The 20639-nt window shown below is 58.0% G+C and carries 23 protein-coding genes and 1 tRNA gene; 10 read left to right on the top strand and 14 right to left on the bottom strand.

Going from position 1 to position 20639, the window contains the following annotated elements; translation table 11 throughout:
- Window positions 1–269 precede the first annotated feature (269 nt).
- Entirely contained in the window at window positions 270–1061 is a 792-nt protein-coding gene (locus ACFSE1_RS04125) for an alpha/beta hydrolase (protein WP_377396883.1), read from the top strand.
- A 139-nt stretch (window positions 1062–1200) separates the two neighbouring features.
- A complete protein-coding gene (locus ACFSE1_RS04120) occupies window positions 1201–1818 on the top strand; it encodes a transglutaminase-like cysteine peptidase (protein ID WP_377396881.1) in 618 nt (205 codons plus the stop codon).
- A gap of 78 nt (window positions 1819–1896) precedes the next feature.
- Here the strand turns inward: ACFSE1_RS04120 and mbfA are convergent, their stop codons facing one another.
- Window positions 1897–2880 (bottom strand): iron exporter MbfA, encoded by a 984-nt coding sequence (gene mbfA / locus ACFSE1_RS04115; RefSeq protein ID WP_377396879.1) that lies wholly within the window; start codon window positions 2878–2880, stop codon window positions 1897–1899.
- Window positions 2881–3114: 234 nt separating this feature from the next.
- Between mbfA and ACFSE1_RS04110 the strand changes: the two genes are divergently transcribed.
- Entirely contained in the window at window positions 3115–4221 is a 1107-nt protein-coding gene (locus ACFSE1_RS04110) for a TRAP transporter substrate-binding protein (RefSeq protein ID WP_377396877.1), read from the top strand.
- A 53-nt stretch (window positions 4222–4274) separates the two neighbouring features.
- Here ACFSE1_RS04110 and ACFSE1_RS04105 read toward each other — a convergent pair whose 3' ends face one another.
- Window positions 4275–4448, bottom strand: a complete 174-nt coding sequence (locus ACFSE1_RS04105) for a hypothetical protein (RefSeq protein WP_377396875.1) — start codon at window positions 4446–4448, stop codon at window positions 4275–4277.
- A 174-nt stretch (window positions 4449–4622) separates the two neighbouring features.
- Here ACFSE1_RS04105 and ACFSE1_RS04100 point away from each other — a divergent pair, with 174 nt between their 5' ends.
- A complete protein-coding gene (locus ACFSE1_RS04100; RefSeq protein WP_377396873.1) occupies window positions 4623–5687 on the top strand; it encodes an alpha/beta hydrolase family protein in 1065 nt (354 codons plus the stop codon).
- Between the two features lie 4 nt (window positions 5688–5691).
- On the opposite strand, the gene ACFSE1_RS04095 is transcribed toward ACFSE1_RS04100, so the two are convergent.
- The 3 genes from ACFSE1_RS04095 to ACFSE1_RS04085 are packed head-to-tail and all read right to left on the bottom strand — an operon-like array spanning window position 5692 to window position 7261.
- Window positions 5692–6213: a GNAT family N-acetyltransferase gene (locus ACFSE1_RS04095; RefSeq protein WP_377396871.1), complete on the bottom strand. Its 522-nt coding sequence runs from the start codon at window positions 6211–6213 to the stop codon at window positions 5692–5694.
- Window positions 6214–6226: 13 nt separating this feature from the next.
- On the bottom strand, window positions 6227–6805 hold the full coding sequence (locus tag ACFSE1_RS04090; protein ID WP_377396869.1) for a helix-turn-helix domain-containing protein: 579 nt from the start codon (window positions 6803–6805) through the stop codon (window positions 6227–6229).
- Window positions 6806–6859: 54 nt separating this feature from the next.
- Entirely contained in the window at window positions 6860–7261 is a 402-nt protein-coding gene (locus tag ACFSE1_RS04085) for a ketosteroid isomerase-related protein (RefSeq protein WP_377396867.1), read from the bottom strand.
- Between the two features lie 81 nt (window positions 7262–7342).
- Between ACFSE1_RS04085 and ACFSE1_RS04080 the strand changes: the two genes are divergently transcribed.
- The 3 genes from ACFSE1_RS04080 (at window position 7343) to lepA (ending at window position 10698) form a co-directional block, all read left to right on the top strand.
- Window positions 7343–7936: a GNAT family N-acetyltransferase gene (locus tag ACFSE1_RS04080; RefSeq protein ID WP_377396865.1), complete on the top strand. Its 594-nt coding sequence runs from the start codon at window positions 7343–7345 to the stop codon at window positions 7934–7936.
- On the top strand, window positions 7933–8802 hold the full coding sequence (locus tag ACFSE1_RS04075) for a carbon-nitrogen hydrolase family protein (RefSeq protein WP_377396863.1): 870 nt from the start codon (window positions 7933–7935) through the stop codon (window positions 8800–8802). The genes ACFSE1_RS04080 and ACFSE1_RS04075 overlap by 4 nt, the downstream gene beginning before the upstream one ends.
- Window positions 8803–8877: 75 nt before the next feature.
- Window positions 8878–10698, top strand: a complete 1821-nt coding sequence (gene lepA, locus ACFSE1_RS04070) for a translation elongation factor 4 (protein ID WP_377396861.1) — start codon at window positions 8878–8880, stop codon at window positions 10696–10698.
- Window positions 10699–10873: 175 nt separating this feature from the next.
- Here the strand turns inward: lepA and ACFSE1_RS04065 are convergent, their stop codons facing one another.
- Window positions 10874–11596 (bottom strand): PRC-barrel domain-containing protein, encoded by a 723-nt coding sequence (locus ACFSE1_RS04065; protein ID WP_377396859.1) that lies wholly within the window; start codon window positions 11594–11596, stop codon window positions 10874–10876.
- 133 nt (window positions 11597–11729) lie between these two features.
- Window positions 11730–11909 carry a YegP family protein gene (locus tag ACFSE1_RS04060; RefSeq protein ID WP_377396857.1) on the bottom strand — a complete coding sequence of 60 codons (180 nt, stop codon included), beginning with the start codon at window positions 11907–11909 and terminating at the stop codon, window positions 11730–11732.
- Window positions 11910–12107: 198 nt separating this feature from the next.
- On the opposite strand from ACFSE1_RS04060, the gene ACFSE1_RS04055 reads away from it, so the two are divergent.
- Together ACFSE1_RS04055 and ACFSE1_RS04050 are read left to right on the top strand one after the other, a co-directional pair.
- Window positions 12108–12425: an Rdx family protein gene (locus tag ACFSE1_RS04055; RefSeq protein ID WP_377396855.1), complete on the top strand. Its 318-nt coding sequence runs from the start codon at window positions 12108–12110 to the stop codon at window positions 12423–12425.
- 119 nt (window positions 12426–12544) lie between these two features.
- Window positions 12545–12631, top strand: a tRNA-Leu gene (locus ACFSE1_RS04050).
- A 369-nt stretch (window positions 12632–13000) separates the two neighbouring features.
- Here ACFSE1_RS04050 and fdhA read toward each other — a convergent pair.
- The 5 genes from fdhA to ACFSE1_RS04025 form a co-directional block, all read right to left on the bottom strand.
- The gene (gene fdhA, locus ACFSE1_RS04045; protein WP_377396853.1) at window positions 13001–14191 is read right to left on the bottom strand and encodes a formaldehyde dehydrogenase, glutathione-independent; all 1191 of its coding nucleotides are present in this window, start codon (window positions 14189–14191) and stop codon (window positions 13001–13003) included.
- A 339-nt stretch (window positions 14192–14530) separates the two neighbouring features.
- Entirely contained in the window at window positions 14531–14872 is a 342-nt protein-coding gene (locus ACFSE1_RS04040) for a hypothetical protein (RefSeq protein ID WP_377396851.1), read from the bottom strand.
- Window positions 14873–14948: 76 nt separating this feature from the next.
- A complete protein-coding gene (locus ACFSE1_RS04035; RefSeq protein WP_377396849.1) occupies window positions 14949–15800 on the bottom strand; it encodes an NlpC/P60 family protein in 852 nt (283 codons plus the stop codon).
- 9 nt (window positions 15801–15809) lie between these two features.
- Window positions 15810–16160, bottom strand: coding sequence for a MarR family transcriptional regulator (locus ACFSE1_RS04030; protein WP_377396847.1), 351 nt, complete (start codon window positions 16158–16160; stop codon window positions 15810–15812).
- Between the two features lie 33 nt (window positions 16161–16193).
- Window positions 16194–17582 carry a leucyl aminopeptidase family protein gene (locus tag ACFSE1_RS04025; RefSeq protein WP_377396845.1) on the bottom strand — a complete coding sequence of 463 codons (1389 nt, stop codon included), beginning with the start codon at window positions 17580–17582 and terminating at the stop codon, window positions 16194–16196.
- 126 nt (window positions 17583–17708) lie between these two features.
- Here ACFSE1_RS04025 and ACFSE1_RS04020 point away from each other — a divergent pair, with 126 nt between their 5' ends.
- A complete protein-coding gene (locus ACFSE1_RS04020) occupies window positions 17709–18563 on the top strand; it encodes a tetratricopeptide repeat protein (RefSeq protein WP_377396843.1) in 855 nt (284 codons plus the stop codon).
- 69 nt (window positions 18564–18632) lie between these two features.
- Here the strand turns inward: ACFSE1_RS04020 and ACFSE1_RS04015 are convergent, their stop codons facing one another.
- Together ACFSE1_RS04015 and ACFSE1_RS04010 are read right to left on the bottom strand one after the other, a co-directional pair.
- Window positions 18633–19613, bottom strand: a complete 981-nt coding sequence (locus ACFSE1_RS04015; RefSeq protein ID WP_377396841.1) for a type II secretion system F family protein — start codon at window positions 19611–19613, stop codon at window positions 18633–18635.
- Between the two features lie 9 nt (window positions 19614–19622).
- Window positions 19623–20627, bottom strand: a complete 1005-nt coding sequence (locus ACFSE1_RS04010; RefSeq protein WP_377396839.1) for a type II secretion system F family protein — start codon at window positions 20625–20627, stop codon at window positions 19623–19625.
- Window positions 20628–20639 lie beyond the last annotated feature (12 nt).

The raw sequence follows: 20639 nt of genomic DNA, 5'->3' as shown, positions 1-20639 counted from the left end.
AACACTGCCCGGAAGTCAATAGCATATTAAAGCCAGGAAATCACCTAGTGGTCTGATCGTAAGATTTGCTGTCGCCTTCTGCACCCTCGAGAGGGAATGTTACGATCACAATGCCCACCAATTAACTGTGTGTTTCCATTAGAATTTTTGGGATTTTTCATTGTAGCGCCTGGTGCGGCAACTGGGTATCAGCTGTCAAATTCATTCCACGAGTGGCTGGAAATTCCCAAATTGTTCTATATCGCACCCAACATGAGGAGATTCGCGCCATGGAAAATGCAGCTGCGCAAGGAACGATCCGCCACCTGACAGTCGGCCAGGGCCTGGATGCCCGCGAGATTGCCTTGATCTACCGGCCCGGCACATCAGCCGACAAACCGCTTCTGGTCTGGCTCGGCGGCTATCGCTCCGATATGGAGGGAACCAAGGCACTGGAGATGGAGAAGCTCGGCATCGAGCTTGGCCTTTCCACTCTGCGCTTCGACTATTCTGGCCACGGCCAGTCGGGCGGCGCATTTCGCGAGGGCACCATTTCCCGATGGCTCGAGGAATCCCTTGCCGTCGTGGAGGCCCATCCTCATTCAAATGTTATCCTTGTCGGCTCTTCCATGGGTGGCTGGATTGCCCTGCGCGCGGTGCAGGAATTGCGAAAACGCGGCACGTCGAAGGTGACCGGGCTCGTACTCATCGCCCCCGCGCCCGATTTCACCCATGAGCTGATTGAACCCGCGCTGTCGGACGCAGAACGCCGCCAGCTGGAGGAAAAGGGCTATTTTGAAGAGCCTTCCGAATACAGCCCCGAACCCAACATCTTCACCAGGGCGCTTCTCGAGGACGGTCGCGAAAACCGGGTACTGACCGGCATGATCGAGACCGGCTGCCCCGTCCATATATTACAGGGCATGAAGGATCCGGACGTGCCCTTTGCCCATGCGCTGAAACTCGTGGAGTTCCTGCCCGCAGACGATGTGGTTCTCACCCTCATCCGTGATGGTGATCATCGGCTGTCGCGCCCGCAGGATATCGAACGGATGCGCGCCGCGATCAGCGCCATGGACTGAAGGCGATTTAGTTAAACTGCTGCTAAAATGCATCGATCTTAACCATAAATCGCAAGAGGCTTTGTTAATCTTTCGTTCATAATTGACACCCGGCCCCTGTCGATCTTAACCTTTCGTTAGGATTTAAAGGGACGGGTCCATGATGAATGCCCTGAAGGCACGGCACTTTGCCGTGATCCTTACAACTCTGCTCGCGTCTGCCTCCGCAGCCATTCCTGCGCCGCGCACCAATTCGCTGAACATGATCGTGGGTGGCATCACCTCCCAGCCGATCGGCCACTACGAATTCTGTCAGCGCCTTCCGGACGAGTGCAATCAGCGCTTTGCATCGACCCTGCCGCCCAAGGTTACCGAATATGGCTGGGAGATGATCCAGCAGATCAATGCTTCGGTGAACCACCGGATCGAGGCGCGCACAGATATGGACGTCTATGGCCGTGAGGAATATTGGGCCTATCCCACCACCGCTGGCGATTGCGAAGACTACGCCTTGGAAAAGCGCAAGGAACTCAAGGAAAAGGGGTTCTCGCTTGCCGACCTGCTGATCACCGTCGTTCGCAAGCCTGATGGCGAGGGTCATGCCGTTCTCACGGTTCGCACATCGGAAGGGGATTACATCCTCGACAACCTTACCGATCAGGTAAAGCTCTGGAGCGAGACCGACTATACCTATTTGAAGCGTCAGGCGTCCTTCAACACGGGCCGTTGGGTTTCCATCGAAGATGGCCGCGAACTGGTTGTTGGCTCAGTGCGGTAAACTGCTATTGACTGAATGGGAAAAGGCTCGCGAAAGCGGGCCTTTTTTATTGTAACTTCGCCAGTCGCCGTAAGCCGCCTACGAATTTCCGATCAGGATACCGGCAGCCAGAACGAGCGAGCCGCCGAACACGACCTGGAAGACGGCTCGCATGAACGGCGTCTCCATATATCTGTTCTGGATGAAGGCAATCGCCCAAAGCTCAACAAACACGATGATGGCTGCAACAATTGTGGCGGTCCAGAAGTGCGGAATGAGGTAGGGCAGTGCGTGGCCGAGACCGCCAACCGTGGTCATGATGCCGCAAGCAAGTCCACGCTTCAGCGGCGAGCCACGTCCGGAAAGCTTGCCGTCATCATGCGAGGCTTCGGTAAAGCCCATGGAGATACCGGCACCGACAGAAGCCGAAAGACCGACCAGAAATGTCTGCCAGGTATCCTGCGTGGCAAAGGCTGCGGCGAAAATGGGCGCAAGCGTGGAAACCGAACCATCCATCAACCCTGCCAGACCGGGCTGAACATAGGTGAGGATGAACTGCCGCCGCTCGGTTGCTGCCTCCTCCTCGCGCACATCTTCTGGCGTATGTTTGTCGCCCAACATATGGGCAATGTCGCTATGCCCCTGCTCCGCAAGTGCCAGATCACCCAGCAATTGCCGCGTGGAGGCATCCGTCACCCGCTTCTGCGCTTCCATGTAGAAGTTATAGGCCTGCTTCTCCATCAGCTCCGCTTGGGCGCGGATGGTCTCCAGAGACAGGTTCTTCACCAGCCAGTCCGGCTTGCGCTGGTAGAAGCCACGCACATGCTCGCGGCGGATCAGCGGAATGTCTTCTCCGAACCTTTGGCGAAACTGGGAAATCAACATGTTGCGATGCGTCTGCTCCACTTCCGCCATGTCGCGGAAGATCTTGGCAGAGTCAGGCGCTGCTTCCTGGAGGGCACGCGCATAGGACATGTAGATGCGCGAATCCTCTTCTTCGGAAGAGATGGCCAGCGCGAGAATTTCCTCCTCGCTGAGGCTCTCGAATGGCCGACGACTAGAACCACGCAAAAAATCCAACATCAGCGGTCGCTCCTTTTAGAATGATTCTAATCTAGGCGAGTTGGTTCTGTGCTGCAAGTCTTCTTGAATGCATGGCAGACATGCGCTGCCAGAGAGCTTTGGCAACGATCCCCGCCACAGGCTTTGCACGCCAGCAACATTTTGCCTCTCAGGCTTGCAGTATCGGCAACAAAATGATTTAGCCTCGGAAGAGATACGCCTCCTGAAGAGGCCCAAACCGAAGGCATGATAGAAATGGATCGCAGAGCATTCTTCCGTCAGGCTGGGGTCGCCGGTGTCGGCGCCGCAGCAGCAACCGCACTGGCAGCCCCGGCTGTCGCCCAGGAAAACCCGGAGATCACCTGGCGTTTGACCTCCTCATTCCCGAAGAGCCTTGATGTGCTCTTTGACAGCGCGACGGAAATTGCAAAAAGCGTGTCCGAAGCCACGGGTGGCAAGTTCAAGATCCAGACCTATGCAGCCGGCGAAATCGTTCCGCCACTCCAGGCAGCGGACGCTGTTTCCGCTGGTACGGTGGAAATGGCGCATACCTGCGCCTATTACTATGTCGGAAAAGACCCGACCTTTGCGCTGGGCACCGCTGTTCCTTTCGGCCTCAATGCCCGCCTCACTAATTCCTGGTTCACGGTTGGCGGCGGCAACGACTTGCTCAACGCATTCCTCGAGCAGCATAACCTCTATGCGCTGCCCGCAGGCAATACCGGCGCGCAGATGGGCGGCTGGTTCCGCAAGGAAATCAAGACCGTTGACGATCTCAAGGGTCTGAAGATGCGCATTGCCGGTCTGGCCGGTCAGGTCTTAAGCAAGGTTGGTGTCACGCCGCAGCAGATCGCCGGTGGCGATGTCTATGCTGCGCTCGAAAAGGGCACGATCGACGCGACGGAATTCGTCGGCCCTTATGACGATCACAAGCTCGGCTTCTACAAGGTCGCCAAGTACTACTACTACCCGGCCTTCTGGGAGGGTGGCCCGGCGGTTCACGCCTTCTTCAACCGCGAGAAGTTCAACGCGCTGCCGAAGAGCTATCAGCGAGTTCTCACCGATGCCTGCGCCCGTGTAAACGCACTGATGCTGGAGCGCTACGATGCGTTGAACGCCAAGGCGCTGCGCGAACTGGTCGCTCAAGGTGCGATTCTGAAGCCTTTCAGCCAGGACATCATGGATGTCTGCTATAAGGCTGCACAGGAAGTCTATGCCGAGATTTCCGCCAAGAATGAGAATTTCAAGAAGATCTACGATAGCCAGCAGGCTTTCAAGAAGGACGGTTACCTGTGGCTGCAGATTGCAGACTACAGCTTCGATACCTTCATGATGATGCAGCAGCGCAAGGGCACGCTGTAATCGTCAAAAAGGATGAGGACGCGGCGTCACCGCCGCGTCCCTTAAAAACCTGATCAGTTCGAACCGTCGTTCGGACGTGCCTTGCCACCGGATTGCTCCTTCATCGTGGCTGTCTTTCCGTCTGGCTGCTGGCCATAATAGGTGCCGCCAAGGTGGCCGCCGGCGCTGGTGTTGGCAACTTGCGCCTCTGCGCGCTCCTGCGCAGCCTTGATATCCGTCTTACTCATTTTTCTTCCTCCGTTTTGAGCGGGGTAACAGCTTTCCAACCCCTGCCGCGCGCAACGGTTCCCTCATTTCATGTCCAAGATCATGTTCGAGAACGGCCTTCAACAGGTTCAAGGTCGCACGTTCGTGCACTGATCGGTGATGTGTGGCCCGTCTCCATTACGAAAGAGCGGACCATGAAAACACTCCTCACCATCACCCTCCTTCTCGGCAGCGCACTTGCGCCTGCGGCAGCGCTTGCCGAAACATTCATCGGCGCAACCACCATTTCCGTCCCATCACCACAACGCGGGAAGCCGCTCATGGTGGATGTCTGGTATCCGTCTGATGCCAAAGCGCCGGAAACGCCGGTGGGTGATAACCGCATCTTTACTGGTGCCCCGGCGAAGCGCGATGCGGCAATCAATCCCGGCAAATTTCCCCTTATTCTCCTGTCGCATGGCTCCGGCTCCAAAGCGCAGGGCATGACGTGGATTGCCGCGCGTCTGGCCGAAAAAGGATTCATCGTTGCCGGTCCCGACCACCCCGGCACCACCAGTGGCGATTCCACCCCTATTGCCACCCCACGCATCTGGGAGCGGACGCAGGACCTCTCCAACATCATTACCTGGATGACGGGTGAGGCACGTTGGAAGGCGTCCGTCGATGCTTCCAGAATCGGTGTCATCGGCTTTTCTCTGGGCGGCAGCACGGCGCTGGAACTGATTGGCGCCCGCGCGAACTTGAACGCCTATGCCGATTACTGCGACCACTATTCGATGATGATGGATTGCCAGTGGTATGCAGGCGGCTTCGGCTTTGTGGATGGCAAACGGGTGGCCTCCCCCGTCGTCAAGCTGCGGGACTTCGATAAGGCGCATTTCGAGCAGTCCAATCTCGATCCGCGCGTAATCTCCGCCGTCATTGTCGATCCGGGTTTGGCAACTGCATTCCGGCCGCAAAGCCTGAAGACCATCGAGGCTGCAACGACTGTCATCAATCTGGGAGATGCGGATAAGATTCCTGTTGCCGTTGATGCAAGGATGCTCTCCTCCCAGCTTCCAGGCGCGCATTATCACCAGATACCAGGTTCCAACCACTTCAGCTTCCTGCCTGTGTGCAAGGCGGATGCCTTGGAAATCCTAAGTGAGGCTGGCGAGAAGGACCCCATTTGCGATGGTGAAGGGGTTCGAGATCGCGCTACTGTTCACGAAGAAGCGGCCAAGTTGATCCTCGATGCGTTCAACACGTCTTTGAAGTGAGGCTTCAGATTCCAATGCGCTTATAAAAAATGGTGGTATCGCAAAAACCACCCTGAGGCCAAAGTGCATAGTCGGGAACGACGCCAACCTTCTGCCAACCGAGACGGGGGTAAATTGCCTCCGCCTCGCTACCCGTTGCGGTATCCAGAACCAGCAGCGAACGTCCCTGTAGGGCCGCTTCGGCTTCAACACAGGCCATCAACTTTCGAGACAGGCCAAGCCCCCTTGCTGCACGATGCACCAGCAGCTTCATGACATCGCCGCGGTGCGGCTGATTGGGCTTTTGTGCCAGCCCCACCTGAACCGTGCCGACAACTTTCCCGTCACGCTTCGCCACGGCGAACAATGTCTGGCCCAATGCGACATGGCTCTGCACGTCCCTCCAGTAGGGCATTGCATCTTTGGGTTCGAAAGGCAGCATGAAACCGAGTGAGGCACCGCCATTGATGCAATCCGCCAGAACCTCACAAAGATCGTCGAGCCAGAAGGTCATGTCTTCGGCAGTCAGAAGATGGATCGTCACCATGAGAAATACCTTATCAACGCCGCCCGCGGTCGAGGATGACGGCGTAGCGCGCAGGCGCATCGGATGGATTGTGGAATTCGAAAGCGTCGCCAATGTGCATGAACAGGCAATCGCCCGCATGCAGCGCATGAGTCTTATCCGGCAGGATCATGTCGAGCCGCCCTTCGAACAGCCAGACATGCTGCGTCATGTCGCGACTTTCGGCACGTGGCGGAAAGGATACCCGTGCACCGGGAGGAAACTCGACCTCAACAATATCGACACCGCTGCCCGTGCCGGGCGGCGATACGGAACGGCGCAGATAGCCGGTGACCGGATCGCGCCACAGGTATTGATCATCGCGGCGAATGAAGGGGCTGTTCGGTGCATCGTCGGGTGTAAAGAATTGTGAAAGGCTCATGCCTAGCGCTTCGCATAATCGCGCCAGAAGCGCGGCCGTCGGGCTGACCTCGCCCCGCTCAACGCGGGAAATCATGGCGCGGCTGACACCTGAGGCCCTCGCCAGTTCATCCAGCGTCAGGCCATGTCCTTGCCGCAGGGTCTTTAATCTCGCCCCCGTTGCTTGCTCGAAATGGTGCATCGTATCGCTCATACAGGCGACACTATAATTCTATTATGAGGGAATCAAGTTCTCTTATATGAGAAATCAGCCGCCGACCTGGGTGATCCAGTCGTTGAGGTTGTAGTAGTTGGTCACGCGAGCCACTTTGCCATCGCGAATGTCGAAGAAGGCACCAGCCGGCAGTCTGTAGGTCTGGCCCTTGGCCTCTGGCAGTCCCTCATCGGTCGCCAGATACTCGCCGTTCACGATAAATTCGGCGGCGGCGCGGGTTCCGGTCTCGCTCGCCATGATCACCATGTCCGTCAAGTTTTCCTTATAGCAGCGGTTCATATGTTCCATGAACTTTGCGAAAGCAGCCTTGCCTTCCTGCCGTTCTCCCTGATTGATGTCATGCACCACATCATCTGTCAGCAGGGCAAGAAACGCGTCCATATCCTGCGCGTTAAAGGCATCGTAATAGGCGCGGATGATGTCGCTGGCGTGCATGCGGATTGTCCCTCTTTCTGGCAGCTTCAAATGATCGTTGCGCGACGGTATAACGCGCCAATCAACAAGTGAAAACAATCTATGGTCCTCACGGTCAAATCCTTTTCCGGCAGCGACGCCGCCCCCTATTTCAACGACGTGGCGCGGCTGCGCATCGCGGTGTTCCGCGATTTTCCCTATCTTTACGATGGCGACCCTGAATACGAGCAAAAGTATCTGGCCACCTATGCGCGGTCGGAAGGATCCGTCTTCGTGCTGGCTTTCGATGGCGAGACGGTGGTGGGCGCTGCAACCGGAACCCCGATGGTGACGGAAACGGATGAGGTGAAGGCTCCCTTCGTGGCAAAGATGCTGGATCCGCAAAACTTCTTCTACTTCGGCGAAAGCGTCCTTCTGCCGTCCTATCGGGGCAGAGGTATAGGCCTTGCCTTTTTCGAGCAGCGGGAGGCGCAGGCAAGAAGGCTTGGCCTCGCCAACTGCACCTTCTGCGCGGTGGAGCGCCCGGAAAATCATCCACGGCGGCCCTTGGATTACACCCCCCTCACCCGCTTCTGGGAAAAGCGCGGCTATCGTCATCATCCGGATCTGCGAACCACCTTTTCCTGGCGCGATCTGGATGAGGATTGTGAAAGCCCCAAGCCCCTCTCCTTCTGGATCAAGAGTATTGCCGCATGACCATCACGCTTGCTGCCTGCCAGTACAGGATCGAACTGATCGAGCGCTGGGACGACTACGAGACACATCTGAGCCTGCTGGTGGAGCGGGCAGCAAGTCAGGGCGCGCAATTGCTGCTATTGCCGGAATATGCCGGGCTGGTGCTGTCCGGACAGCTGCCTCCAGAAATCCGATCCGATCTGCATGCATCCATTCGGGGCATTCAGCCCTTAATCAAGGACTGGATGGATCTTTGCGAGAGGCTCGCCCGCAGGCATGGCATCACCTTTCAGCCCGGCTCCATGCCGGTTCTCGATCCTGATAGCCAGTTCCGCAATCGTGCGCCGCTGTTCGGTCCGCAGGGCTTTATCGGCCATCAGGACAAGCAGATCATGACACGTTTCGAGCGTGAGAGCTGGCACATCTCTGCGGGAACCGATGGGCTTTCAGCCTTCGACACACCGGTTGGAAGGGTAGGCATTCTCATCTGCTACGACAATGAATTCCCCATGCTGGGGCGCAAACTCGCGGACATGGGTGTGGAACTGGTTCTCGCCCCCAGTTGCACCGATACCTTGGCCGGCAGCTACCGGGTTCGCATCGGTGCCCAGGCGCGTGCCTTGGAAAACCAGTATGCGGTGCTCTCATCGCCGACAGCGGGGGATGCACCCTGGTCTCCGGCGCTCGATGAAAACAAGGGACGAGCCGCCCTTTACGTGCCCTCCGATTACGGCATGCCGCCAAGCGGTATCTTTGCGGAAAGCGCATCGGATGACGTGCAGGAAAGCCACTGGCTGATCACTCGGATCGATCTTTCCGAGGTTGCACGTTTGCGAACGGAAGGTCAGGTGGCAACACGGCGTGACTGGCCCGAGCAATTTCGCTGAGGAAGCCCTGTTTTATAGGCTTTGACGCAATTTCCCGCTAGGCGTTGAAACGGCTCGCTGCTATATGCGCCAGCCATGAGCACCGATCGTACGCCCCTTGACCATATCCGCAACTTTTCCATCGTCGCGCATATCGACCATGGCAAATCCACGCTGGCTGACCGCCTGATCCAATCGACCGGCGGATTGGCCGAGCGCGAGATGTCGGAGCAGGTTCTCGATTCGATGGATATCGAGCGCGAGCGCGGCATTACCATCAAGGCGCAGACGGTTCGCCTTCACTACAAGGCGAAAAACGGCGAAACCTACGTGTTGAACCTCATCGACACGCCTGGCCACGTGGACTTTGCCTATGAAGTTTCACGCTCGCTTTCGGCCTGCGAAGGCTCGCTGCTGGTGGTCGATGCGTCGCAGGGCGTGGAAGCGCAGACGCTCGCCAACGTCTATCAGGCCATCGACAACAATCATGAGCTGGTCACTGTTCTCAACAAGATCGACCTGCCCGCCGCCGAGCCTGACCGCATCAAGGAGCAGATCGAGGAAGTTATCGGCATCGATGCGTCCGACGCGGTTCTGATTTCCGCGAAGACCGGCCTTGGCATTCCCGATGTGCTGGAAGCCATCGTGCACAAGCTTCCGCCGCCGAAGAGCGAAGGGGGCGAAAAGGCTCCGCTGAAGGCGCTTCTGGTCGATAGCTGGTATGACACCTATCTCGGCGTCATGGTTCTGGTGCGCGTCATCGATGGCGTACTCACCAAGGGCCAGCAGATCCGCATGATGGGCACGGGCGCCAAATACGGCGTGGAACGGGTCGGCGTTCTGACCCCCAAGATGGTCAATGTCGACAGCCTAGGCCCCGGCGAAATCGGCTTCATCACCGCCTCCATCAAGGAAGTGGCCGATACCCGCGTTGGCGATACCATCACCGATGACAAGCGCCCGACGGAAAAGGCCCTGCCCGGCTTCAAGCCCGCACAGCCGGTTGTGTTCTGCGGTCTCTTCCCCGTTGATGCGGCCGACTTCGAAGATCTGCGCGCTGCCATGGGCAAGCTGCGTCTCAACGATGCCTCCTTCTCGTTCGAAATGGAAAGCTCGGCCGCGCTTGGTTTTGGCTTCCGATGCGGTTTCCTTGGGCTGCTGCACCTTGAAATCATTCAGGAGCGCCTTGAGCGCGAGTTCAATCTCGATCTTGTCGCAACGGCACCCTCCGTCGTCTATCAGATGACCCTGACCGATGGTTCCGTGAAAGAACTGCACAACCCGGCAGATATGCCCGATGTGGTGAAGATCGACGAGATCCGCGAGCCGTGGATCAAGGCGACCATTCTGACACCCGATGAATATCTCGGCTCTGTCCTGAAGCTCTGCCAGGACCGTCGCGGCATCCAGACGGAACTCACCTATGTCGGCACCCGCGCCATGGTGACCTACGAACTGCCGCTCAATGAAGTGGTGTTCGATTTCTATGACCGCCTGAAGTCGATTTCCAAGGGTTATGCCTCGTTCGACTACCAGATCATCGATTACCGTGCGGGCGATCTCGTCAAGATGTCGCTTCTGGTCAACGGCGATCCCGTCGACGCGCTCTCCATGCTGGTGCACCGCTCGGCAGCCGACCGGCGTGGACGCGGCATGTGCGAAAAGCTGAAGGAACTCATTCCGCCGCACATGTTCCAGATCCCGATCCAGGCCGCTATCGGCGGCAAGGTCATTGCGCGTGAAACGGTTCGCGCCCTGCGCAAGGATGTGACGGCCAAGTGCTATGGTGGCGACGCAACCCGTAAGCGCAAACTTCTGGAAAAGCAGAAGGAAGGCAAGAAGCGCATGCGCCAGTTCGGCAAGGTGGAGATACCGCAGGAGGCCTTCATCGCCGCTCTGAAGATGAACGACGAGTAATCAGGCGACATTTCATAACAAAGCCCTGCAGTGGACATCACCGCAGGGCTTTGTTCATTTTGATGGCGGTATTAAAGCGTGTCGCGATCTTTCAGATTCGCTCCTAACGCTTTAAGTCTTTGTTTTAACGCATGTCGTTATCGCAAAACCGCTGCACACTTTTGCGCGCCATGCTCTAGCGCGCAGGCGTCATACCCTGAAAGGCAGGCGCTTGATCCAGCTGCTCACGCGTCACGTTCAACACGATCCGCTCCGGCAGGCCATCTTCGCCGATTTTTGCGTCCGCAGAAGAGCCGGAATTATTGGCAGCCATCTGCTCATTCCGTGCCGGTGCGGCCGTGCCCTGCCCCGCAGCGGTGTTCTGCTGCTGTGCGCCCATGCCAACGCCATTGGTCGTGTTGGCTGAGGGAACCGGGTTGGACGTGTTATTGGCGGTAGAAGCCGTGGTTTCGCCCGATACCGCAGGCGTGTTGGCAGCGGCCTGATCGGCCTCTTTCTGGGTCATGCCGGGGCCGAGCTGTAGTGCGCTCATATCCACCGCCACATCCTTTTCATTGATGCCGAGAAAACCACCCACGCCAAGAATCACGGCATTAACGCTGCCATCCTGGCTCACGAGCACATCGCTGATGCTTCCAATGCTCTCGCCGCCTGTGGTGTAAACGGATTTACCGCGCAGGTCGCTCACCTTCCAGGCACCCTGTCCCGGCACCGTCACGAACGGGCCTTCCGTCGTCGCCTCGGCGCTGCGTGGCACATCCGCCATGCCACCACGGGCATTATTCTGGTTCGTCGCCTGCCCCTGCTCTGGCGTCACCGGGGCTGTGGTGGTTTGCGCCATGGCCGCGAAAGGCAGAACAGTGGAAAGGGCAAGCGCTGCGATCAGTTTCTTTGTCATCGGTTTTCTCCTTGTCGATGGGTGTAATCAACGAACGGGGGAAAGCACGCGATGTTCCGATCTTCTTGAACAGGAGGAACCGCAGATCGCGCTGCGGCTCCTGGGCGACCATGGTGAAAGTTCAGGCTTTTCCCTATACCGTCTGATCGTCCACTTTTGCTTCTGAGGCGTTTTTTTGAATTGATTCGATTGCTTTCACGGCCGAAGCCTTGGCCTTATAACCTTCCGACGAAAACATCGTCTCGCCATTGGAAGCTTTGTACCGAAAGCGAAACTCACCGGCTTTGTCTTTATACAGCTCGAACTTCGCCATGCCAGATCCTCCAGGGTGGTTGAACAGTAACAAGTCTAGAAACGCTCCGTTTTTTATTCAAGTGAAAGCTCAATCACTATGATCTAAATCACCGCTTGCTGCCTTCGTGGCTTACGGCGAGCACGCAATAGGTCTTGCTGCTGCGTCGACACGCAACATAAAATCACTGTGATCACGATCAGACGCGGAGACATGCAGATGGCCGACAAACCCCGAATCGCCATCCATTACTGCACGCAGTGCAACTGGATGCTGCGTTCTGCCTGGATGGCGCAAGAGCTTCTCCACACCTTCGGCGACAGCTTGGGCGAGGTGGCGCTTGTGCCGGGCACGGGCGGGATCTTCGAGATAAGCGTAAACGGCGCCCTGATTTGGGAAAGAGCCAGGGATGGCGGTTTTCCCGGCCCCAAGGAGCTGAAACAGCGTGTGCGCGATATCATCGAGCCTGACCGCGATCTCGGGCATATCGACCGATCGTCCAAGAAAAACAAGGAGGATAGCAGCCAGACCGACTGATGGATGGGTCGGTTCGGCCACTCATCCACATGCCGCCTGAAGAAATTTTGCCTCTGACACAGAAAGTTCAAAAAGGGCCGTTGACAGGACCCCCTCAGACCAGTACATCGCTCCTCGTCGCCCAGATGGCGGAATTGGTAGACGCGCCAGCTTCAGGTGCTGGTACTCGCAAGGGTGTGGAGGTTCGAGTCCTCTTCTGGGCACCATTCCATTTTGATCGCTAGCCAGATCAAAAGCTTAAGACTCCTCAAAAGTTTTAAATCGTAACGCTCCCCTCCGGGGGATGCGACGATTCATGCGCATCAAATGGCCCCGCAAACCCATGCACTGCGCAGTGCGACAATGGCTGCTCTCTTGGCCGTATTGGAGACCATCCTGCAAAGGCGTCAGTGGTTGTGCATCCAGCCTGCATCAAAACAAAAGAGATAGAGCATTCCAGGCGCTTCCGCCTCCGCCGGAATCGCCCTTGCAGCCACGCCCCATGATCCTGTGCTTCACTGGTACAAGCCGCACAGAGAAACGCCCGCGGCAGAGGCTGCCGCAGGCGCTCGGGAGATTAGCGGATCTTGTGTCGATCAAGCGGCCTTGAGAAGGTCGCCGTGCGGGTCGAGCACGAACTTGGTTGCCGCGCCTTGGTCGAAGCTCTCATAGCCCTGCACCGCATCCTCAAGCGAGATGATCTTCGCATTGACGATATCGGCAATCGGCAGACGGTCATGCAGGATCGCCTGCATCAACTGACGGTTATATTTGAGAACTGGTGTCTGGCCGGTGTGGAAGGATTGAGCCTTTGCCCAGCCAAGACCGAAGCGCATGGAGAGGCTGCCCTGCTTGGCCGCATCATCCACGGCACCCGGATCTTCCGTGACATAGAGGCCCGGAATACCGATATTGCCTGCTGCACGGGTGATTTCCATCATCTGGTTGAGAACGATGGCCGGTTGTTCGCCGCCGGAATGACCGCGGGCCTCGAAGCCCACAGCGTCAATGGCGCTATCCACTTCGTTGGTTCCGATGATCTGGGCAATCATATCACCCAGCCGGTCGCTCTGGGAGAGATCGACAGCCTCAAAACCCATCTTGGACACGTGTGCGAGGCGTTCCTTGTTAAAGTCACCCACCATGACGACGGCTGCACCAAGAATGCGTGCCGATGCCGCAGCAGCAAGACCGACCGGACCCGCACCTGCAACGTAAACGGTGGAGCCAACGCCGACGCCTGCCTTGACCGCGCCATGGAAGCCGGTCGGCAGAATATCGGAAAGCATCGTGAGGTCGCGGATTTTCGACATCGCGCGATCACGATCCGGGAATTTCAACAGGTTGAAATCTGCATAGGGAACGGTGACATATTTCGCCTGGCCGCCGATCCAGCCGCCCATGTCGACATAGCCATAGGCACCGCCAGCGCGGGCCGGATTAACCGTGAGGCAGACGCCTGTATCCTGCGATTTGCAGCAGCGGCAGCGTCCGCAGGCAACGTTGAAGGGGACGGAGACGATATCCCCGATCTGCAGCATCTCGACATCGATGCCCTTCTCGATCACCTCGCCGGTGATCTCATGGCCGAGCACGAGGCCAGGCATGGCTGTTGTGCGGCCACGGACCATGTGCTGATCGGAACCACAGATATTGGTGGAAATAACCTTGAGGATGACGCCGTGCTCAATACGCCGCCCATCCGGCGCTTCGAGCTTCGGGTCATCGATGTCGCGCACCTCGACCTTGCCGGGCCGCATATAAACGACGCCTCTATTCCTGCTCATTTCCATCTCCTCCATGGTTAAACATCGATACTCGGTCACTCCTCCGAGATCATGTCCGGTTCACTGGGCACCTTATCGGGTCCATGTGTCAGTCCTGCGAGGCAGGGAAAGGCAGTTGATCGACACTTGTCGTCCGCCTGACCGCAGCCGCCCGCCCGCTTAACAGCGAGATCTTCCTCATCTCGCAACGTAAAGTTTTTGGTATGTCAGCAAAACACTTGAGCGGCGCCGAAACGCTCGGGATTACGACACCCCATTTGTTTTCAGCGACAGAGAATCCAAAGGCGATGAGCGCGAGCAGAGGAATATCCCATAAAAGGGACATCAATTAGCAATGACTTACTCAGGCAGGGTTTGAGGGTTGAGGCCCGGAACCCAGGGACGGTTCGGCATTTGCGTGCCGGTATAGGTGACGCCGTTCTTTTCGCAGCGGTAAGCGCTGACGGGGAAGTCGCGGAAAATGTCGCGCTCGCTCCAGCGGCGGTAGACGGTGACGGTCTCGCAATCAAGGCCGTCGCCCTTTTGCACAAGGCTTTCCATGGGCTTCACGCCCGGCAGATCCTTGTAGAACTCGCCGTTGCGCGGCATGTCCCGCATCGGCGCCTTGTCTTTCGAAAAGGCCGGATTCGCCGTGACGCCCACCAGAAAGGCCAGACCAAGAATTTGCCAGCGTCCGATCATCGCAATGCTCCAAACCATTTCGCTTCATATGGGAAGCGATGAATGCTTCTACCACGAAGTATTGCGCAAGCGCTGATCAATAAGGCGTGCGAAAGCCCGTAGGCTGACCGTAAAGCCAGCCGATTCGCTCAATCGCTGCCTCAAGGGTTTCCCGTGCCACTGTCATGGTGTTCCCATTTGCATGGAGCATCGTTTCACGATCCTCCATGATGGCGACGTGCCCTTTCCAGAAAACGAGATCGCCGCGCTTCACGTCATGGCGCTCGATTTCGCGGCCGAAGGCAGCCTGCATATCGGAATCGCGTGGCGCCTTGATGCCTGCCATCATCATCGCCAGCTGGACGAGGCCCGAGCAATCGATCCCGAAGCCGGACCTTCCACCCCACAGATAGGGCGTATTCAGAAATTCAGCGGCGATAGCCACATAATCGGAGTGCACGTAGTCTGAAACCGGCACGCAATGCCTTGCAATGATGGCGCCGCCGGACTTGAGCAGAAAATAGCGGGTTCCGCGCGTTTCGGCCTCGCCGACGACTTCGATGCGGCTTCCCATGGAGAGGGCATGAAGCGGCACCTTGCGCAGTTCTGCATCGGGATAGACAAAGCTTCGCGGCACGCTGATCCAATGCGTCGGGGCTGTCGGCGCGGTCAGCTCCGCTTCCGGCAGATAGCCGACATAACCATCCTCTTCGGCCTGCACCCAGGCCCAGCCATCTCGCCGCTCGAAAATGCGAACAGGTTCACCGAACAGGAACTGCGTGTCGATATTGCGTGCCCGGTCGGCCTCAGGGCGGATATTGGCAAGCGGCACGGCAATGGAGGCAGGCTCACCGCCGACATAGCGTTCTGCCTGCACGCGCTCCGCCAACCGCTCATCGGCCAGATCAGGGCGGAAGGCATTCAAACGGCGGTCGAGAATATCGGTCATGGCCAGTCCTTATGGTGAGGATCGACGCGCTTCGTCGCGTATCTGATCGCCCAGTTTTTCGAGAAACAGTGCACCGTCAAGCGTGCGTTTGATGATCACATTGCGGCGGTCCTCCACATCGCGCGTGCGGTCCACCAGCTGCATGGCGCCAAGACTGTCCAGCGCCCGCGTAATCACCGGCTTGGTAACGCCCAATGCGGAGGCCAGCCCCCGCACTGTGTGCGGCGGCGGCACGAGATAGATATGCAGCAGAACAGCCATCTGGCGCAGCGTGAAATCCTGCCCCTGATAGCGAACCTGATTGAGACAAACCCTGTGCCAGAGGCCGAGGGCTTCGGTTGCGCTCAATTCCGCAGGCATTTCTACTCCATACCATCCGTGCCTTGATGGACCTCAAGAAAGCGTAGCAATATGGCGGAAAAGGGCGCGAATGGCCTGCGCCTCACCTCCGATTGCCGCATGCGGCTTTTCCGCTGGCGACCAGGCATAAATATCGAAATGCGCCCAGCATGTTGCTTCACCCACGAAGCGTTTGAGGAACAAGGCCGCCGTAATGGCACCCGCCATGCCACCCGAAGGCGCATTCGTCAGATCTGCCACGCGTGCACGCACATCCTTCTCATAACCCTTGAAAAGGGGCAATCGCCACAGCGGATCGTCTTCCGCAATGGCCGCCAGGGCGAGACTTGCGGCAAGCGCTTCGTCATCGGTGAAGAATGGCGGCAGATCGGGACCGAGCGCAACGCGGGCAGCGCCCGTCAAGGTCGCCATGTCGATGATCAGATCCGGCGCATCCTCATCCGCGAAGGCCAGGGCATCGGCCAGAATGAGGCGCCCTTCCGCATCGGTATTGTCGATCTGAACCGTCAAGCCCTTGCGGCTGCGATAGATATCGCCTGGGCGGAAGGCATCGGCGGAGATGGAGTTTTCCACGGCAGGAACCAGAACACGCAGATCGAGATCCAGCTCTGCATCCATGATCATAGAGGCAAGCGCCAGAACATTGGCGGCACCGCCCATATCCTTCTTCATCAATAGCATGGACGATGCCGGCTTGATATCCAGTCCTCCGGTATCGAAACACACACCCTTGCCAACCAAGGTGACCTTGCGCGTGCCCTTGCGGCCCCAGCGCATTTCGAGAAGCCGTGGCGCCTGCGCGCTGGCGCGACCGACCGTGTGGATCAGAGGAAAGTTCCGGGCCAGCAGTTCCTCGCCAATGATCTTTGAAAGCGTAGCGCCATAATGGGCTGCGATGGACGAGAAGACCGCGTCCAATCGGTCCGGCCCCATATCGTTGGTCGGCGTATTGACCAGATCGCGCGCCAGAAAAACGGCCGAGAGCGTGCGCTCCAGACCAGCAATATCAATCGTATCTGGAACGCAAAGGAATGCTTCCACAGCCTTTGGTGTGCGATAACTATCGAAGCTGTAGGTGCCAAGACCGAAGCCCAGCGCCGCCTTTTCGAAGGCAAGAGCCTGAATTTCCAGCCTCCATTCCCCGGCTGGCAATTGGCGGGCAAGCTTTCCGCAGATGAAAGGCTGATCGGACGGATTTGCGCCCAGGCCGAAGATTGCGCCCGCCAGAGTGCCGCCCTCACCGGGAAGGAGCAGGAGATTGCCTGCATCGGCCTTGAAGCCTGCCGCCTTCGCCCAGCTGCTGGCGGCCGATCCGGCCAGTCCCGCCTCCAGCTCAGCGGGCGTGACTGCGTAAACGGAAAGCGCGTCTGCGCTCATGGGACGAAACGGGACAAGTCTTTCGATGAACTGGAAGGGAGCCATGGGATGCTTTCAGGAAGGCGATTTAACGAACTGTTAGGGTTAACAGATTATTGCTTGAGGCAGGAAGACGCCACCCTTTCTTGGCTTTGCAAGCGGCTGGCGTCTCAGGGACTGGGGCAAACAGCCATGATGACCGCATTTTCTTCTCCTTCCACCAAGCGCCGCCTCTGGATGAGTGTCGCTTGTGGGCTTCTGTTGCCGCTGACGCTCGGCTCATGCACCACGAATCAGCAGCGCGCAGACCGAATCACGACCGGGTCCATTCCCAGCGCATCGATGAACTTCGGCAAGCCCCTGGAGCAGATGAATGCAGCCGAACTGGAGCAGGCAGAGAAGGTGGCAGGTTCGGCCTATGATCGCAATCCGAAGGATCGCACGATCGGCCTGAACTATGCCAGCATTCTGCGCATGAATGGCAAGAATACGCAGGCGCTGGCGGTCATGCAGCAGGTCGCCATTGCAAATCCTGCCGATCGCACCGTGCTTGCCGCCTATGGCAAAGCCCAGGCTGCCGCTGGCCAGTTGGAACAGGCCCTGCAGACGATCAATCGCGCGCAGACGCCGGATCGTCCCGATTGGCGGCTTTATTCCGCCGAAGGCGCTGTTCTGGATCAACTCGGCCGCGCGGACGAGGCACGGCAGAAATACCGTTTGGCACTCGACACGCAGCCTGGCGAGCCGAGCGTCATGTCCAACCTCGGCATGTCCTATGTTCTGTCCGGCGACTTGAAGACGGCGGAAACCTATCTGCGCAAGGCAGCAAACCTGCCCACCGCCGATAGCCGCGTTCGCCAGAATCTGGCGCTTGTGGTTGGTCTTCAGGGCCGTTTCCAGGAAGCGGAACAGATTGCCCGCCGCGAACTCAACCCCACACAGGCCGATGCCAATGTGGCCTATCTGCGCTCCATGCTATCGCAGCAGAATACCTGGGCAAAGCTCGCCGACAAGAAGAACGGCAGATCGACGAACGCCACGAACTGATTTTGCGCAAAAGCGCACATGCAAAAAGGCTCGCCCTGCATTCCGGGGTGAGCTTTTTCTTTGCGTTGTTCAGAAGCGATCCGAAACCTGAATGATCGCGGGTCCCAGAATGACGGCAATCAGCACGGGCAGAAAGAAGACGATCATCGGCACGGTCAGCTTCGGTGGAAGGGCCGCCGCCTTCTTCTCTGCCTCATTCATGCGCTCATCGCGACCTTCCTGCGCCAGAACACGCAGCGCCTGTGCCACCGGCGTACCGTAGCGGTCGGCCTGTATGAGAGCTGTCGTCACGGCCTTGACGATGTCGAGCTGCGTGCGAATGGCAAGGTTTTCCAAGGCGACCTTTCGATCCGGCAGGAAGGAAAGTTCCGCCGTTGTCAGCACCAGTTCTTCCGCCAGTTCCGGCGATTGTTGCCCGATCTCTTCCGCCGCACGCCGCATGGCAGCCTCCAGCGAGATACCCGCCTCGACGCAGATGAGCATGAGATCCAGCGCATCGGGCCAGGCCCGTTTGATGGACGCCTGACGCTTGCTGACGCGGTTGCTGACATAGATATTCGGCGCGTAGAAACCGATATAGGCCGTGGCAATGGTAATCAGCAGGCGGATCGGCAGCGGGCGGGAAGACAGGTTGCCAAGACCGAAGATCCAGAAGGCAGCCGCCCCGAGAAAAAGAAATGGTAGAAGAAAACGGCACACCAGAAACACGTTGAGGGCGTTCTGTGTGCGCAGGCCAGCAGCCTTGAGCTTGTTGACGGTATTGCCATCCACCAGCGCTTCACGCAGGTTGAAACGTTCAACGATCTGGCTCGCGGGCTGGTTTTTCTGGGTTCTCAACGAGGCTTTGCTGGCATCACTGTTCATCCGCGCCCGTTCGCGAGAGCGGATCTGATCGCGTTCGGTGGAGACTGCACGCATTCGCTTGTTAAGCTCACGCCCTTCGATCATGGGAAGGACAAGCGTGTAGAAGGTTGCGAAAACCGCCAGCGCCACCAGCAGTGCAACCAGTGTCGAAGGATTGGTGAGGGTCTGGGCGAGTTCTTCGGTCATTCAGCGCCCTCAAATATCGAAGTTGATCATTTGCCGCATGACGAAGACACCCAAAGCCATCCAGACGCCGGCAGCCATCAGGATGAAGTGTCCACGCGCATCGGTGAACAGCACCGAGATGTACTGCGGAGATGTGAGATAAACGAGCGTTGCGACGATAAAGGGCAAGGAACCGATGATGACGGCGGACGCCTTTGCTTCCATGGAAAGCGCCTGCACCTTGGCCTTCATTTTGCGCCGGTCACGCAAAACCTTGGCAAGATTGCCCAGAGCTTCCGAGAGATTTCCACCCGCCTGGCTCTGAATGGCAATAACAATCGAGAAGAAGTTCACCTCCGGCAGGGGCATGGTCAACATCATGCGGGCGCAGGCCTCTGGCGTACTTAGCCCCACCTGCTGCGACTCGACGATCCGCCTGAACTCGCTCTTGACCGGCTCCTGGCCATCGGAGGCAATCAGCCGCATGGCATCGTTGAGCGGCAGGCCGGACCGGATCGAACGCACCATGACTTCCAGGGCATTCGGCAGTTCTTCCAGAAATTTTTCCTGACGCCTGCGGATGAAGAAGCCGATCACCCAGCGCGGGATGCCGATCCCGCAGACAATCGCGGTTCCGGCGAGCACCATCAAAGGCATGCCGGCCAACAGGCAGACGAGCACCATCAGCACTGCAAAACCGGCGCTGAAGGTGTAAAACCGCCCAGGCGTCAACGGCAGACCGGAGCGCGCCAGACGCGCTTTCAGGCTTTGATCGCCGAATTTCCTGCTCTTTTCCTGCTGCTTCTTCTCAAGATCCTTGAGGCTGTCCTGTACGGATTTGCGCCGCTTGGACAGTTCCTGCACGCGGTCACGTGCAGCCTTCAGCTGGGTGCCATCGGTTGCGCCGGAAGACAGGCGTGTCACGCGGCTTGTGGTTTTCTTTTCCACCTCGATGCGCGAGAAAAGAAGCGCATAGGCAATACCGGATGCAGCAATCGCAACGAGGACCGCGAGGGCGACGACAGTCAGATCCATTCCCGGGTCCTT

The organism is Affinirhizobium helianthi, assembly GCF_042680945.1.
In the GTDB taxonomy this organism is placed as follows: Bacteria; Pseudomonadota; Alphaproteobacteria; order Rhizobiales; family Rhizobiaceae; genus Neorhizobium; species Neorhizobium helianthi.
This window is presented reverse-complemented; position numbering and strand designations above follow the sequence as displayed.